The organism is Bacillus sp. BS3(2021) (genome assembly GCF_021043345.1).
GTDB lineage: Bacteria > Bacillota > Bacilli > Bacillales > Bacillaceae > Bacillus > Bacillus paralicheniformis.
The window spans coordinates 369,378-384,031 of sequence record NZ_JAJNDM010000003.1 but is presented as its reverse complement, the minus strand read 5'-3'; the positions used below and the strand labels follow the sequence as shown (position 1 = coordinate 384,031).

Here is a 14,654-nt window from a genome sequence, read left to right as displayed (position 1 = left end):
TTCTTAGCCCCCTGTGATTGGCGAGTCTTAGTTTATTAGGAGGTGCAGAGATGTACGCAATTATTCAAACAGGCGGAAAACAAATCAAAGTTGAAGAAGGCCAAACTGTATACGTCGAAAAGCTTGCTGCTGAAGCCGGCGAAACAGTTACTTTTGACAACGTATTGTTTGTCGGCGGTGAAAATGTTAAAGTTGGCAGCCCTACGGTTGAAGGCGCTACGGTAACAGGCAAAGTTGAAAAACAAGGCCGTGCGAAAAAAATTACCGTATTCAAGTACAAGCCGAAGAAAAACCAACATAAAAAACAAGGTCATCGTCAACCTTACACTAAAGTTGTAATCGAAAAAATCAACGCTTAAGGCGTGTATGATATGATTCATGCAAAGGTTACCAGAGCCCGATCGAACAAAGACATCTTAGGCTTTGAAATGTCGGGACATGCGAATTTTGCTGAACATGGTCAGGATCTCGTTTGTGCAGGGGCATCGGCGGTCGCCTTTGGAGCTGTCAATGCCGTCATGAAGCTGACGGGCATTGAGCCGGTCATTGACCTCGGGGAAGACGGCGGATTTTTATCTTTCGGATTCCCGGACGGTACGGATCGGGAGGCTTTTGAAAAGGCGCAGCTCCTTCTCGAAGGCATGATCGTCTCCCTTGAAACGATCGAACGAGACTACAAAGGTTACTTAAAAGTAACGACGAACAAAATATAGGAGGTGAGCTACATGCTAAGATTAGATCTTCAGTTTTTTGCATCTAAAAAAGGAGTAGGTTCAACGAAGAACGGACGTGACTCTGAGGCGAAGCGCCTAGGTGCTAAACGTGCAGACGGTCAATTCGTATCTGGCGGTTCCATCCTTTATCGTCAGCGCGGAACAAAAATCTATCCAGGTGAAAACGTTGGGCGCGGCGGAGATGACACTCTATATGCAAAAGTCGACGGAACTGTTAAATTCGAACGTTTCGGCCGTAACCGCAAAAAAGTGAGCGTATATCCTGTAGCCTAACCTTTAAACGAAACTCCGGTCGTTCTGACCGGAGTTTTTTACATACAGCACCGTGACTTGCTGAAAAACACCTTCCCGCCCCCTGGACAAGGCCGGGTTTCCGCTCTGATTCTGCTTCTTTAAAGTATATAAACGTGTTTCATTTATACTGCCTTCTCTGTTATAATTCAAAGTACAAACTGAATCAGACTCCTAAAATAGAGAACAAACGATTGGGAGTGCAAAAATGGAAGAAACTTCGAAAAAACAAGAAAAGACGATGGACGATAAGGCTTTGACCCATGAGCTTATTCATCTGCTCAGCCATTCAAGGCACGACTGGATGAATAAACTGCAATTGATTAAAGGAAACTTAACATTAAAAAAGTATGACCGCGTATTTGAAATTATTGATGAAGTGGTCATCGAAGCTCAGCATGAATCAAAGCTTTCAAACCTTAAAATCCCGCGTGCGGCGTATGAGCTGCTTACATTTAACTGGATGGCCCATTCGCTGACGCTTGAATATGAGGTGATCGGTCAGGTCAGAGATTTGTCAGCTTATGAAGAGAAGCTCGTCGTTTTCGTCAGAAAGCTGTTTGGGACTTTTGAGGATGCCGTTTTGAAAGGCGGCGACAATCATCTGACGATCACGCTGCAGACGGACGGTCCGGACGACCGGCTCGTCATCTTTCTGGATTTCCACGGCGTATTCACAAAGCTGACCGGTATCAAAGACTTTCATCATTCACTGGCTGATTTTTATGAAATCAAGCGGCTTGATGTAACAGACCGTGAGTGCATCGCTGAAATTCATATCAAGTAAAGCGGTTTTTTAGGAATAGAACGGAGGACATTATGTTTGTTGATCAGGTAAAAATATACGTAAAAGGCGGAGACGGAGGCAACGGAATGGTTGCTTTCCGCCGCGAAAAATATGTGCCAAAAGGAGGCCCTGCCGGAGGTGACGGCGGAAAAGGCGGAGACGTCGTTTTCAAAGTTGACGAAGGCCTCAGCACGCTGATGGATTTTAGATATCAAAGACATTTTAAGGCGACGCGCGGAGAACACGGCATGTCTAAAAACCAGCACGGCCGAAATGCAGAAGACATGGTTGTAAAAGTCCCGCCCGGCACGGTTGTCATTGACGATGATACAAAGCAGGTCATCGCTGATCTAACGGAGCACGGACAGGAAGCCGTCATCGCAAAAGGAGGACGCGGCGGACGAGGCAATACCCGTTTTGCGACGCCTGCCAACCCGGCGCCGCAGCTTTCTGAAAACGGCGAACCCGGCAAGGAGCGCTATATCGTTCTCGAGCTGAAAGTTTTGGCCGATGTCGGTCTTGTCGGTTTCCCAAGCGTTGGAAAATCAACACTCCTGTCTGTCGTGTCTTCGGCCAAGCCGAAAATTGCCGATTACCATTTTACAACGCTGAATCCGAATCTCGGAATGGTCGAAACGGAAGATGGCCGCAGCTTTGTAATGGCGGATCTTCCGGGACTGATTGAGGGGGCGCACGAAGGGGTTGGCCTCGGACACCAATTCCTCAGACATATCGAAAGAACGCGCGTCATCGTGCACGTGATCGACATGTCGGGTCTTGAAGGGCGCGACCCGTATGAAGATTATGTGACCATCAATAAAGAGCTTGAACAGTATAATCTGAGGCTGACAGAACGTCCTCAAATTATTGTCGCCAATAAAATGGATATGCCGGATGCGGAAGAAAATCTGAAGGCATTCAAAGAAAAGCTTACAGATGATTATCCTGTTTTTCCAATCAGCGCGTTGACCAGACAAGGATTGAGGGATCTGCTGTTTGAGATTGCCGACCGTTTGGAAACGACGCCGGAATTCCCGCTCTACGACGAAGAAGACATGACTGAAAACAGAGTCATGTATAAGCTTGAGGATGAGGAAGCGCCGTTTGAGATCAGCCGTGATCCTGATGGCACCTTTGTGCTCAGCGGAGCCAAGCTTGAACGCTTATTTAAAATGACGGATTTTTCAAGAGACGAGTCTGTTAAGCGTTTCGCCAGACAGCTTCGCGGAATGGGCGTTGATGACGCGCTTCGGGCCCGCGGTGCAAAAGACGGAGATACGATCCGTCTTCTCGAATTTGAATTTGAATTTATCGACTGATCATACCGGAGAGTTTGCCAGGCAAGCTCTCCGACTTTTAGCTGAAAGGAACGCCTTTCCTTTCGCTTGCTGGATCAATGTAAAGGAATCAGGGTTTTTAAAAGGAGAGAAAAGTCTGTGAAAGAGGAGACCTTTTATCTTGTCAGGGAAGACGTGCTGCCGGAGGCAATGCGGAAAACACTTGAGGTCAAAAAGCTGATTGAGCGGAAAAAAGCGGAATCTGTAGCTGAAGCCGTCCAAAAGGTAGATTTGAGCCGAAGCGCTTTTTACAAGTACAGAGATGCGGTTTTTCCTTTTTATACGATGGTCAAGGAACAGATTATCACGCTTTTTTTTCATTTGGAGGACCGCTCGGGAACGCTGTCCCATCTGCTCCAAGTGGTGGCTGAATCGGGCTGCAACGTGCTGTCGATCCACCAGACCATCCCTCTTCAAGGAAGAGCGAATGTCACGCTGTCCGTCAGTACGAGAGGAATGGATGGAAATATCGATTTGCTGATGAACAAATTAAGAAAGCTGGAATTCGTAGAAAAGGTCGAAATACTAGGTTCGGGCGCTTAAAGGGAGAGAATGTCATATATCATGAGTATGAGAGTAGGTTATTTAGGTCCAGAAGCAACATTTACGCACCTTGCCGTCTGCTCCTGCTTTTCAGATGCAGACCAGCAAGCATTTAACACGATACCCGCCTGTATGGATGCGGCGATGAACGGCGAGATTGATCTGGCTGTCGTCCCGCTTGAAAATGCGATTGAAGGATCGGTGAATCTGACAATAGACTACTTAATCCACGAACAGCCTCTTTATATTGTCGGAGAAATCACCGCTCCCATCCGTCAGCATTTACTTGTGCATCCTGCAAGAAAAGAGGCTTGGGAAGACATTCAGAAAGTTTATTCCCATTCCCATGCGATCGCGCAATGTCATAAATTTTTGCACAGCCGGTTCCGCTCCATTCCGTTTGAATATGCGACATCCACCGGTGCAGCTGCAAAATACGTGAGTGAACATCCGGACGAGAACATCGGCGTGATTGCCAATGAAATGGCAGCCGCTACGTATGGATTAGACATCGTCAAAAGAGATGTGCATGACTATGAATACAATCACACGAGATTTGTGATGCTTCATCCGGATCACGAGGCATCTCCGCCGGTCAATCCTCAGTTAAAGGGAAGGCCGAAAACGACTTTGCTGGTAACCCTTCCTTCGGACAGATCAGGGGCTCTCCACCAGGTGCTGTCGGCTTTCGCCTGGAGAAATTTGAATCTTTCTAAAATTGAATCGCGGCCGACAAAAACCGGTCTCGGCAATTATTTTTTCATTATTGATATTGAAATGGCACTGGACGACGTGCTGATTCCAGGTGCGATAGCTGAGCTTGAAGCTTTGGGCTGCAAGGTGAAAATGCTCGGAGCCTACAATGCGTATACATTATAAAGAAAGGTCCTTTGCGTTGATGACGGCAAAGGACCTTTTCTTTATTCGGGAATGAGGATGCCCGCTTTTTGCAGGGCGTCGCAAGCTTGTTCGATCTTCTCTTCGTCATCTGCCTCCAATGTGTGCAGATGGGTGCCGTTTGTCAGTTGAGACAGATAAGCGGCGTTTGTCGAAGAGATTTTTTTGACGAAGTCCGAGACTTCTTTTCTTGTGCTGACTCTGATCGAAGCTGTTAAGTCGCCGTAGACAGGATGTTCAATCGTTACATCTTTCACCGTTACGCCAAAGTCGACGATCAGATTCAGCTCTTCTTCCGTTTTTTCCGGCTCATGGTCGCAAGCGATGAGCCGCTGAACCGGCTGTTTTTTGCCGAGAACTGACTGCAAATACACGTATCCTTGGCTTGTTGCGATGATCGGTTCGTTTTTTGCTTTTAATAAAGAAATGTCCTGTACGATGACCTGCCGTGAAACAGATGCTCTTTTCGCCAGTTCGCTTCCTGTCAGCGGAGCCTCAGACTCCTTCAGCCAGGCCAGAAGCTGCTGGCGCCGCTCAGCGCCCGTAAGTTTTAATCCGTCTGTCAATCCGATGGTCTCCTTTCTCATGCATCATATCTTCAAAAACGTCCAACAGCTTATCAACATGTTCGCTTGTCGTATCGCATCCGAACGAAATTCGGACGAATTGAAGCGCGAGCTCCCTTGGGACTAAAAGGGCTTTCATCGTATTCGACGGCTCATGATAGCCGGCTGAACACGCGCTTCCGGTAGAAATGCAAATTCCTCTCCGATTACATTCCAGCATAGTATATTGTCCTTCAAAGGAATGAAAAAAACAACCTATAATATGCGGCAGAACATGCGAATTTGCCGAATCGGGCACAGCGAGGGAGACGGGAAGCTTCCGGGCTTTTGCCTTTTCCAGAAAACGGGCGCGCAGCTCCTGATGTTTAAGATACGCGGCATCCATACGCTTTATTGTCAACTCAGCAGCGGTAATGAAAGCGCCGATTCCAGGGACATTGACGGTGCCGCTCTTCAATCCGTTTTCATGTAAAGTGCCCGGGTAGACGGGTTTCCAGTTCACACCAGGCCGAATATAGACCGCTCCAACTCCTTTTGGTCCGTATACTTTATGGCTTGAAACAGATAAGGCATCAGCGCCGAGCTCATCAATGCCGACCGGAATCTTGGCAAAGGTCTGTACGCAGTCGCTGTGCAGGAGCACGTCCCGCTTATGCAAGTAAGCCGAAAGCTTTGCCAGGGGCTGGATGACGCCTGTTTCTGAGTTGGCATGCTGAATTGAGACGAGACCTGTATCAGGACGGAGGTGCCGTTCCAGTATCTCTGTTGTGATGATGCCTGAAGCATTCGGTTTCATCAAGTCGACTTCAAAGCCCAGTATCTCAAGATGCCGCTTCAAAATGTGGATCGACTGATGTTCCATTTCTGTCATTAAAAAGCGCTGCTTTCTCGAGGGGAGTCCATTTAAGATGGAATGAATCGCCAAAAAATTGGCTTCGGTGCCGCCGCTCGTAAAATAAACGCCTTCTTCTTCCCCGGATAAAAGTTCCGCCATCTTTTGGCGGCAGTAGCGCAGAATACTTTCGGCTTTCCCTCCTGCATCATGCAGACTGCTCGAATTTCCGTACACGTCTATGCTCAGTTTTTGAAACGCGTCCAAGGCTTCTTTTGCCGCCGGTGTCGTCGCTGCATAATCAAGATAAATCACGGCTCTCGTCTCCCATTCTTTATAAAAAATACTTGAGTTTATTTTATCGATATGTAAATATAGGTGTCAAGACACATGTAAATTTACAGGAGGAGTCGACATGTCTCATCAGACGATAATTGTTGTCGGAGCAGGTGCCGCTGCGCTGTCTTTTGCTGCATCCATTCCGCCGTCTTATGAAGTGATTGTGATGACAAAAGCATCTGTAAAAGACAGCAATTCAACCCTCGCTCAGGGAGGAATTGCCTCGGCTGTATTGCCTCGCGATTCCTGGTCAGCTCATGCGGACGACACATTATATGCCGGATGCGGCCACAATCAAATCGAAGCCGTTCAAGATGCCATTAAAGACGGCCAGCGCCTTATTGATGAGCTGATTCTTCAGCATTTCCCTTTTGATACTGACGAATCCGGAAAGCTCAACCTCGGCAAAGAAGGCGCACATTCGATGAACAGAATTTTGCATGCCGGGGGAGACGCTACGGGGCAGGCGCTGATCCGGCACTTAATCGGAAGGCTCGGTCCTCACGTCATACTGAAAGAATACGAAACGGCGGCGGATTTATGGATGGAAGACGGACGCTGTGCGGGCGTCTGGACGAAAGACCGCCAGGGAAAGACTTTTCTCAGGAAAGCCGATTTTGTTGTGCTGGCGGCAGGAGGCTGCGGAAGTCTATTTCAAATCAACACGAATAACCGTTCTGTGACAAGCGATGCGATTTCTTTGGCATATCGGGCAGGAGCCGAGCTCGCAGATTTGGAATTCGTTCAATTTCATCCTACATTGCTCGTCAAAGACGGGCGCGCACACGGGCTTGTTTCAGAAGCTGTGCGTGGAGAAGGAGCTGTCTTGGTTGATGAAAACGGCCAGCGGGTGATGGAAGGGATTCACCCCATGCAGGATTTAGCGCCGCGGGACATCGTATCTCGTGCGATTCACGAAAAGCTTGCCTGCGGAAGCAGCGTATTTTTGGATATTACCCGCATATCAGACTTTAAAAGCCGCTTCCCTACGATTTCCTCTCTTTGCGAAAAAGCCGGAATTTCCATTGAAGAAGGCCGGCTTCCGGTTTCACCGGGCATGCATTTTTTAATGGGGGGCGTTTCTGTGAACAGATGGGGGGAAACGGCGGTTCCACACCTTTATGTGATTGGGGAAGCTGCATGCACCGGCTTTCACGGTGCCAACCGTCTGGCAAGCAATTCTCTCTTGGAATGCATCGTCTTCGGAAGGAGAGCGGCGGAACGGATACAAGCTTATCAAAAACTTGAGCCTGTCAGAGGACAATCTCCTCAGTCTGAGGATGTGACGTATTCTGTTCCCCTGACAGATGTGAAGGATATTCAAAAACACATGACAGATCATGTGGCGATCGTGCGAACGGAGGATGAATTGACGAAGGCGAAAGAATGGCTTGAGCGAGTGCCTTTTCAAATCGTGAATGTGAAAGAAATCACAAAAGAACAGCTTGAATTAGCTCATTTATGGCAGACCGCCAAGCAGATGACGGCCTCGGCATTGCTTCGTACAGAAAGCAGAGGCGGCCATTACCGTTCGGATCGCCCGGCGCCTGATGATAAAAACTGGCATGGCAAGCAAATCGTTCACACAAAAGGCGGGATCAAGATAAGACAAAACGAAGGGATTGTGAAATATGCAGCGGCTCATACTTAGGAACATGCTTAAAGAATTTTTCAAGGAAGATATCGGCTGGGGGGATTTCACTTCTGAAGCCGTTTTCGATGCCAATCTTCAATGCGAAGCGGTCATCACAGCGAAGGATGACGGATGGTTTGCAGGAGAATTAGTGATTTTCGAAGGCTTTCGGCTGCTCGATGAAACGATCGCCGTGCAAATGCTGAAAACAGATGGCGAAGCGGTCCATAAAGGAGAAACGATCGCGCGGCTCAAAGGCCGTGCAGCTTCTCTCATGACCGGCGAACGGGTCGTGCTGAATCTCATTCAAAGAATGTCGGGGATCGCCACTTTAACAAAGCAGTCCGTTATCAGGCTGAATGATCCGGATATCGCGATTTGCGATACGAGAAAGACGACGCCGGGCCTGCGCATTCTTGAAAAATACGCGGTCAAAACCGGCGGGGGCTGCAATCACCGCTTTGGTTTGGACGGCGGCATCATGATTAAAGACAACCACATTGCCGCCTGCGGCTCGATTTTAAAAGCGGTTGAAAAAGCACGGGCAGCGTGCGGCCATATGGTCAAAATCGAGGTGGAGATCGAGTCTGAACAAGAGCTTCAAGAAGCGATTGAGGCTGAAGCCGATATCATTATGTTTGACAATTGTCCTCCTGACAAGGTGAAAGCATTTGCGGAAATGACACCCGCAGGCATTATGACGGAAGCTTCAGGCGGAATTTCATTTGAAAATCTCCCCGCATACAGGGGAACAGGGGTGCACTGTATTTCATTGGGCTACTTGACCCATTCGGCGAAAAGCCTTGATATCAGCATGAATGTCGATCTAAAAAAATAAGCGGGATTGGAGAGGTGACAGATGTCTATTTTAAACTTGATTCATGACAGGAACGCCGGCATGATGCCGGAGCTGTATAAAGAATTGACCGAAGAAGAAATGGCCGGAAGGATTTTGAATATCAAAAAGAAATTCGGAGAAAGGCTGTTTATCCCGGGGCATCACTACCAAAAAGACGAAGTGATCCAATTTGCGGACGCGACAGGAGATTCGCTTCAGCTGGCGCAAGTCGCCCAAAAAAATAAAAAAGCGGAATATATCGTGTTCTGTGGCGTACATTTTATGGCAGAAACAGCCGATATGCTTACTTCCGACGAACAGATTGTCGTTTTGCCGGACATGCGCGCAGGCTGTTCGATGGCCGATATGGCCAACATGCAGCAGACGAATCGCGCCTGGGAAGAGCTTGCAGAGCTGTTTGGCGATACTATCATTCCCCTCACATATGTCAATTCGACAGCGGAAATCAAAGCTTTTGTAGGAAGAAACGGGGGAGCGTCCGTGACATCCTCAAATGCGGCCCGCATGTTGACATGGGCGCTATCGCAAAAGGAGAGAATTTTATTTCTTCCGGATCAGCACTTGGGACGAAACACGGCATTTGACCTCGGCATTCCCCTCAGCAGAATGGCGGTGTGGGATCCCATCGCAGAAAAACTTGAGTATAACGGCGATTATGAAGACATAAAAATCATTTTGTGGAAGGGGCATTGCTCTGTTCACGAAAAATTTACCGCGGCGAATATCAAAAGTGTTAAAGAACGGGATTCGGACATTAATGTTATCGTTCATCCGGAATGCACCCATGAAGTCGTCGCACTCAGCGATTTCAGCGGGTCTACAAAAAAAATCATCGATACGATTAATGAAGCAAAACCGGGGAGCAAATGGGCGATTGGAACAGAGATGAACCTTGTTTCGCGCATCATTCAAGAACATCCTGATAAACAAATCGAATCCCTTAATCCAGATATGTGCCCTTGTTTGACAATGAACAGAATCGACATGCCGCATTTGCTGTGGTCGCTGGAGCAGATTGACAAAGGTGAACTGACAGGCGTGATCAAAGTTGATCAAGATATCGCAAAAGATGCCATTCTTGCGCTGAATCGGATGTTAACGATCCGTTAAATGTTTGGAGAACAAGTTTTTATCATAACCCCTCCGCTATGCGCATAAATTTGTGGAGAAGCATATTTGTTATTCTCATCTGTTCGTTCACGTTTTTGCATAGGAGGGGAAAACGTTGAAAATTCATATTGTCCAAAAGGGCGATTCTCTGGAAAAAATCGCGGAAAGATATGAAGTGGACTTTGAAGAACTGAAAAAGCTGAATTCGCAGCTGAGCAATCCAGATTTGATCATGCCGGGCATGAAAATCAAAGTACCGTCAGGGGGAGTGCCGGTCAAAAAAGAAGAACAGCTCAATATGAGAAAAGAGTTGCCGAAAAAACAGCAGGAACATCCATTTGCAAAAGAAAAGCCGAAAGGTAAGCTTGATGTTGAAGATATAAAACCGAAAGAAAAGCCTTCGGTTCCTTATGTTCCGCCTGTCCCGAACATCGGGCAGTCAAGTTTGCCTGAAGGCGACATTTCAAATTTGTATCAAAGCGTCAATCAGCTTCATCAGCCGTACGCACCTCCAAAACCTTATGAACATCAAGAGAAAGGCCCCAACATGTATAATCCATGGACAAATGAGGAGGAGAATCATATGGAAAATGTCAATTATCCGAATGTTCCGCAGCCGCCGAATGTCGGTGCAGCAGGTGATGAAAATAAGCAGTTTCACGGCATGCCAAATGTAGCTGCTGCCGGATATCATCACCATCACCATCCGCATCCTTATCCGTTCTATCCTGGAGGCTGCTGGATTCCTGTTTCACCGGTGCTGCCTGGATCGGGCTTATGCCACCCTTGGTATCCATATCCTGCTCAAATGCCTTACATGCCTCAGCCTAGCTATGTATCTCCTGCTGAATATGACGGTGATGACAACATGGGGCATGACAATGCCGGTCATCACGGATATCATCATCAGCCGATGACTGCTCCGGCATATGCGCCTTATCAGCCGTTTCCGGGATATGCATCGCCAAACGTCGGTCACGATCCCAATATGGCACACGGCAAAGAAGATGACTGCGGGTGCGGGCCAGGCCAATTCCCGGGAGGTTTTCCGGGTACAGCGCCATATGGACAGATGCCGCAAATGGGAGCTCCGTACGGTATGGGCGGATACGGACAGCAGCCCGCAGGCGGACAGATGTTTAACAGACCGGAAGATGAAGAAGACTGATTCGGAATGGGACGATGATCTATCGTTCCTTTTTTATTGTGGGCCGCTATAAACACTTTCATGCTTTTTCACTGGACTGTCTATAACTGTCAAGGGTAACTCTTCACATCTCGCACATCCTAAAAAAGAGCGCAATGCTCAAATTCAGCGGTTTTCACGGGGGGTATTACCATTGGACAGCAAGCTGAAAGTGTTTTCGGGTATTTTGCTTTTGACAGCTGGTCTATCTGCCTGCGGAACGAACGACGCTATAGATAATGGAAACAATACGCGTCCGATCGGATATTATTCAAATGATGCAGATCGTAATAACGGTCTTGATAATGACGGTCCTGTTACAGAAATGCTTGAAAACATGAACGGGAGAAACGGTGCAACGAACGTGAACAATCGAGCGGGCAACGGCAATCCCGTTCCAACAGGCGATGGAACTTTCAGCCGGGGAGACATGAATTATCACAATCATTTGGTGAACACGGCGGACACAGGCTATAACAGACCGGAAAACCGTAAAATCTCCAGGAATATCACTGGACGCGTCAACAAGTTGAATTATGTTGACGAGAGTCAGGCCGTCGTAACGAATGAAACGGTCATCATCGCGGTACGGTCAGATAAACAGCTGACAAATAATGAGAGAACTCAAATTAGAAAAGCAGCCAAAACGTTTGCTGGAGACCGGACCGTTCAAGTTGTCGAGGACGACGGCGCATTTACAAGGCTGCGCGAAATGAACGACGACCCTCAGAACATTAGGGATCGCGGAGACACGACGAATAACAATTTGAACCGCTTGCGCAACCAATAAGCAGGGAATTGCCGGGGATTCCCCGGCAATTTTTTTGTAAGCGTTCGGCCGATTTCTTTACAAAAACGGGGAAAACCGTATAAAGTGTACATAGAGACGAGAATTTTTTTGGAGGTAGAAAGATATGGCTGGCCATTCTAAATGGAAAAATATTCAGAGAAGAAAAAATGCCCAAGATGCTAAACGCGGCAAAATTTTCATGAAGCTTGCCAAAGAAATATATGTAGCCGCAAAAGAAGGGGGACCCGATCCCGAATCTAACGCAAGTCTGCGTCTCGTCATCGATAAAGCCAAAAATGCAAACATGCCAAACGACAACATCGACCGCGCCATCAAAAAAGCTTCCGGCAGCCAGGATGGAAAAAGCTACGAGGAAATTACGTATGAGGGCTACGGCCCAAGCGGTGTGGCTGTCATGGTCAAATGTTTGACAGATAATAAAAACCGGACGGCGACAAACGTCAGAACCGCTTTCAGCAAAAACGGCGGCAGCTTGGGGGAAACAGGATGTGTTTCTTATATGTTCGACCGGAAAGGATATATTGCAATCGAGCGTGAAGATCTTGAGATAGATGAAGAGGAGTTTATGCTTGAGGTCATTGATGCCGGTGCCGAGGAGCTCGAAACGAGCGAAGAGCTGTTCGAGATTTATACAGAGCCCGAACAGTTTGAAGAAGTAAAGAAAAACTTGGAGGAGCGCGGCTACGAAACGGCGACAGCCGAAATGACAATGGTTCCGCAAACCTATGCAGAGGTCGATGAAACACTTCAGGAAAAAGTCGAAAAACTCATTGACGCACTTGAAGATGATGACGATGTGCAGGAAGTGTATACGAACGTTCATTAAAGGACGCCGCACCAGGTTCGCGGCGTCTTTTTATGCATTCAACCATTTAGCAGCCGTATCAAGCTGCTGCGGAATCAAGATTTGATTGTTCATCATATATTGTGAAGGAATCTGTCATCATGAGAGGAGGTTCTATAAATGGCTGAACAGCGCGAAAATGAGAAGCCTTTCACGGCTATAGACGCGGGTGCGCAAGATCAGGAAACCGCTCAAGTCATCGAAAAAATCAACAGCTTTATCACGGGATTTGGTCAATCCATCAATGAGCTGGTTCAGAAAAACAGCGGCATCGATCTGAGAGAGGCCGACCTCACAAAAAGTGAAAATGCAGAGATTAATCAAGCGGTCCAAAATATCATCAGCGAATACATTCAAAATATCAACAGCCTGAATGCTGATCTTAGCGGAAAGATCGGTGAATCGATCAACGTGATCGTCACAAACAAAGATCAAAAAGATGTTTAAGCATTTGACAGCATGACGTGTATTGCCGGCAAAGCTCCATTCAGCCTTGTCGGCAAGTTTTTTTATACATATGAGAATGTACTGTAACGCTAAATGCTTTTTTTCATGCCGCAGCGCCGGCATTCACGCAAAAACTGCCCGTTTTTTACAGAGCTTTTAAAAAGGGTGTAATCGCAATTGTCGCACCGTCCGTGGCGGACATCCGGATATTGATTGTAATCATAAACTTTTGTCAGGTCGTAGCCTTTTGTTTCATATTCTGTTTCCATGTTTTATCACCTGCATTTTTATTGTCGGTAATAGGATAACAGAACGGGGATGAAAAGAAAATATAACATCAGCAGCCGGCAGACGCGGCAGATGTTACTTTTATCAAACCGTATACCCCGTTTCTGATAGAATGCCTTATTCTCAAGCGGAATAGGCTGTAGGGAAAGTCGTGCAACAAGAGACGCCTATTCTTATGAGATTTTTTTCTTAAAATTTATCGATCTTTTAAACTAATGAAAAAGCATCATTTTATTTAAATTTTTATTTTTTATCAAACTTATTCATAATTGAACGCGTCATGTCTAAAGCGTAAAATAACTGTGTCACAAAAAAGCCAAAAATACAATGAGGCTTGGAGGACATGCTTAGAAATCGAAAGGTAGTGTAAAAGGGGAATAATCAATGAAGAAAAAAGTACTCATCTACTTGGTGATCGCAGCAGTGATGATAAATGGCGCATACAGGTGGTTCGAAAAAACAACCCGGGAGAACTTTCAGATCCAGGCCGGGGACAGATACATGAATTTCAAGGAATTGCAGGAACACGAAAAAAGCGGTTATGACATTGAGTACCACGAAAAAGCGGGAAGCGACTGTTTAATTTTTTCGCCTCATGGAGGAAGAATAGAAGGCGGAGTAAGCGAGCTTGTCAGAGCTTTCAAAGATGATTATTCAACTTATTTATTCGAAGGAAAAAAGGATGAGAACAACTCGGATCTTCATATTACAAGCACAAACTTTGACGAGCCTCTGGCATTGCAGAAAATAAAAGAACACCGCTATACCATCGCATTCCACGGCTATTCCGGCGACCGCCCGCACACGCTTGTGGGAGGAACGGACAGAAAGCTGGCAAAAGCCATCGTCAAATCTCTGAAAAAGTCTGACTTTTCCGCAGAATTGGTCAAAGTGGACGGGAAATTTGCCGGAACTGCCGAGGAAAACATCAATAATGAAAGCCAGTCAGGAATGAGCGTGCAGCTTGAAATCAGCACGGCTCAAAGGAAAGAGTTTTTCGAAGACTTTTCCTATAAAGAGAGGGAGGAAACAAAAACGAGAACATTCCGCAAATATGTCAAGGCGGTCCGAAGGGTGCTGCAGGACAGATGCTGAAAATGGAAACTCGTGTTATTCTGTGTATGAACTGCTAAAACACGAAGGAGGAATA

The 14,654-nt window shown here is 46.9% G+C and carries 18 protein-coding genes and 1 other annotated feature (1 of these 19 only partly in view); of the genes, 15 read left to right on the top strand and 3 right to left on the bottom strand.

Annotated features, from left to right (window positions below; genetic code table 11):
* Positions 1-38 (top strand) — a sequence feature (ribosomal protein L21 leader region); it begins 37 nt to the left of the window's first position.
* Between the two features lie 12 nt (positions 39-50).
* The 7 genes from rplU to pheA all read left to right on the top strand — a co-directional run bounded on the left by rplU (position 51) and on the right by pheA (position 4,571).
* Entirely contained in the window at positions 51-359 is a 309-nt protein-coding gene (gene rplU, locus LQ247_RS09605) for a 50S ribosomal protein L21 (RefSeq protein WP_003184027.1), read from the top strand.
* 12 nt (positions 360-371) lie between these two features.
* On the top strand, positions 372-713 hold the full coding sequence (locus LQ247_RS09600) for a ribosomal-processing cysteine protease Prp (protein WP_020452442.1): 342 nt from the start codon (positions 372-374) through the stop codon (positions 711-713).
* A gap of 12 nt (positions 714-725) precedes the next feature.
* Entirely contained in the window at positions 726-1,007 is a 282-nt protein-coding gene (gene rpmA, locus LQ247_RS09595) for a 50S ribosomal protein L27 (RefSeq protein WP_003184023.1), read from the top strand.
* 226 nt (positions 1,008-1,233) lie between these two features.
* Positions 1,234-1,812, top strand: coding sequence for a sporulation initiation phosphotransferase B (locus LQ247_RS09590; protein WP_020452441.1), 579 nt, complete (start codon positions 1,234-1,236; stop codon positions 1,810-1,812).
* 32 nt (positions 1,813-1,844) lie between these two features.
* Positions 1,845-3,131, top strand: a complete 1,287-nt coding sequence (gene obgE / locus LQ247_RS09585; protein ID WP_020452440.1) for a GTPase ObgE — start codon at positions 1,845-1,847, stop codon at positions 3,129-3,131.
* Positions 3,132-3,248: 117 nt separating this feature from the next.
* Positions 3,249-3,692, top strand: coding sequence for an ACT domain-containing protein (locus LQ247_RS09580; protein ID WP_023855415.1), 444 nt, complete (start codon positions 3,249-3,251; stop codon positions 3,690-3,692).
* A gap of 27 nt (positions 3,693-3,719) precedes the next feature.
* The gene (gene pheA, locus LQ247_RS09575) at positions 3,720-4,571 is read left to right on the top strand and encodes a prephenate dehydratase (RefSeq protein WP_231006003.1); all 852 of its coding nucleotides are present in this window, start codon (positions 3,720-3,722) and stop codon (positions 4,569-4,571) included.
* A 41-nt stretch (positions 4,572-4,612) separates the two neighbouring features.
* Here pheA and LQ247_RS09570 read toward each other — a convergent pair whose 3' ends face one another.
* Together LQ247_RS09570 and LQ247_RS09565 are read right to left on the bottom strand one after the other, a co-directional pair.
* Positions 4,613-5,155 (bottom strand): transcription repressor NadR, encoded by a 543-nt coding sequence (locus LQ247_RS09570; RefSeq protein WP_020452437.1) that lies wholly within the window; start codon positions 5,153-5,155, stop codon positions 4,613-4,615.
* On the bottom strand, positions 5,124-6,302 hold the full coding sequence (locus tag LQ247_RS09565; protein WP_231005939.1) for an IscS subfamily cysteine desulfurase: 1,179 nt from the start codon (positions 6,300-6,302) through the stop codon (positions 5,124-5,126). The genes LQ247_RS09570 and LQ247_RS09565 overlap by 32 nt, the downstream gene beginning before the upstream one ends.
* Positions 6,303-6,402: 100 nt before the next feature.
* Here LQ247_RS09565 and nadB point away from each other — a divergent pair, with 100 nt between their 5' ends.
* The 7 genes from nadB (at position 6,403) to LQ247_RS09530 (ending at position 13,216) form a co-directional block, all read left to right on the top strand.
* Positions 6,403-7,977 carry an L-aspartate oxidase gene (gene nadB, locus LQ247_RS09560; RefSeq protein WP_105980155.1) on the top strand — a complete coding sequence of 525 codons (1,575 nt, stop codon included), beginning with the start codon at positions 6,403-6,405 and terminating at the stop codon, positions 7,975-7,977.
* Positions 7,958-8,797 (top strand): carboxylating nicotinate-nucleotide diphosphorylase, encoded by an 840-nt coding sequence (gene nadC, locus LQ247_RS09555; protein WP_101561156.1) that lies wholly within the window; start codon positions 7,958-7,960, stop codon positions 8,795-8,797. The genes nadB and nadC overlap by 20 nt, the downstream gene beginning before the upstream one ends.
* 21 nt (positions 8,798-8,818) lie before the next feature.
* Complete coding sequence (gene nadA, locus LQ247_RS09550) at positions 8,819-9,928, top strand: quinolinate synthase NadA (protein ID WP_023855409.1); 1,110 nt, start codon at positions 8,819-8,821, stop codon at positions 9,926-9,928.
* Positions 9,929-10,043: 115 nt separating this feature from the next.
* Entirely contained in the window at positions 10,044-11,096 is a 1,053-nt protein-coding gene (safA, locus tag LQ247_RS09545) for a SafA/ExsA family spore coat assembly protein (RefSeq protein ID WP_231005938.1), read from the top strand.
* A gap of 172 nt (positions 11,097-11,268) precedes the next feature.
* On the top strand, positions 11,269-11,904 hold the full coding sequence (locus LQ247_RS09540) for a YhcN/YlaJ family sporulation lipoprotein (protein WP_023855407.1): 636 nt from the start codon (positions 11,269-11,271) through the stop codon (positions 11,902-11,904).
* Positions 11,905-12,028: 124 nt separating this feature from the next.
* Entirely contained in the window at positions 12,029-12,751 is a 723-nt protein-coding gene (locus LQ247_RS09535; RefSeq protein ID WP_023855406.1) for a YebC/PmpR family DNA-binding transcriptional regulator, read from the top strand.
* Between the two features lie 138 nt (positions 12,752-12,889).
* Complete coding sequence (locus LQ247_RS09530; RefSeq protein ID WP_101561154.1) at positions 12,890-13,216, top strand: hypothetical protein; 327 nt, start codon at positions 12,890-12,892, stop codon at positions 13,214-13,216.
* 89 nt (positions 13,217-13,305) lie between these two features.
* Here LQ247_RS09530 and LQ247_RS09525 read toward each other — a convergent pair whose 3' ends face one another.
* Positions 13,306-13,485: a hypothetical protein gene (locus tag LQ247_RS09525; protein ID WP_003183993.1), complete on the bottom strand. Its 180-nt coding sequence runs from the start codon at positions 13,483-13,485 to the stop codon at positions 13,306-13,308.
* Between the two features lie 403 nt (positions 13,486-13,888).
* Between LQ247_RS09525 and LQ247_RS09520 the strand changes: the two genes are divergently transcribed.
* Positions 13,889-14,599 carry a poly-gamma-glutamate hydrolase family protein gene (locus LQ247_RS09520; protein ID WP_023855404.1) on the top strand — a complete coding sequence of 237 codons (711 nt, stop codon included), beginning with the start codon at positions 13,889-13,891 and terminating at the stop codon, positions 14,597-14,599.
* The last annotated feature ends 55 nt before the right edge of the window (positions 14,600-14,654 follow it).

What these genes read in the sequence shown, in the direction of transcription:
- rplU (WP_003184027.1), top strand. Translation starts at nt 51, where the DNA reads ATGTACGCAATTATTCAAACAGGCGGAAAACAAATCAAAGTTGAAGAA.
- LQ247_RS09600 (WP_020452442.1), top strand. Translation starts at nt 372, where the DNA reads ATGATTCATGCAAAGGTTACCAGAGCCCGATCGAACAAAGACATCTTA.
- rpmA (WP_003184023.1), top strand. Translation starts at nt 726, where the DNA reads ATGCTAAGATTAGATCTTCAGTTTTTTGCATCTAAAAAAGGAGTAGGT.
- LQ247_RS09590 (WP_020452441.1), top strand. Translation starts at nt 1,234, where the DNA reads ATGGAAGAAACTTCGAAAAAACAAGAAAAGACGATGGACGATAAGGCT.
- obgE (WP_020452440.1), top strand. Translation starts at nt 1,845, where the DNA reads ATGTTTGTTGATCAGGTAAAAATATACGTAAAAGGCGGAGACGGAGGC.
- pheA (WP_231006003.1), top strand. Translation starts at nt 3,720, where the DNA reads ATGAGAGTAGGTTATTTAGGTCCAGAAGCAACATTTACGCACCTTGCC.
- nadB (WP_105980155.1), top strand. Translation starts at nt 6,403, where the DNA reads ATGTCTCATCAGACGATAATTGTTGTCGGAGCAGGTGCCGCTGCGCTG.
- nadC (WP_101561156.1), top strand. Translation starts at nt 7,958, where the DNA reads ATGCAGCGGCTCATACTTAGGAACATGCTTAAAGAATTTTTCAAGGAA.
- nadA (WP_023855409.1), top strand. Translation starts at nt 8,819, where the DNA reads ATGTCTATTTTAAACTTGATTCATGACAGGAACGCCGGCATGATGCCG.
- LQ247_RS09535 (WP_023855406.1), top strand. Translation starts at nt 12,029, where the DNA reads ATGGCTGGCCATTCTAAATGGAAAAATATTCAGAGAAGAAAAAATGCC.
- LQ247_RS09530 (WP_101561154.1), top strand. Translation starts at nt 12,890, where the DNA reads ATGGCTGAACAGCGCGAAAATGAGAAGCCTTTCACGGCTATAGACGCG.
- LQ247_RS09525 (WP_003183993.1), bottom strand. Translation starts at nt 13,485, where the DNA reads ATGGAAACAGAATATGAAACAAAAGGCTACGACCTGACAAAAGTTTAT.
- LQ247_RS09520 (WP_023855404.1), top strand. Translation starts at nt 13,889, where the DNA reads ATGAAGAAAAAAGTACTCATCTACTTGGTGATCGCAGCAGTGATGATA.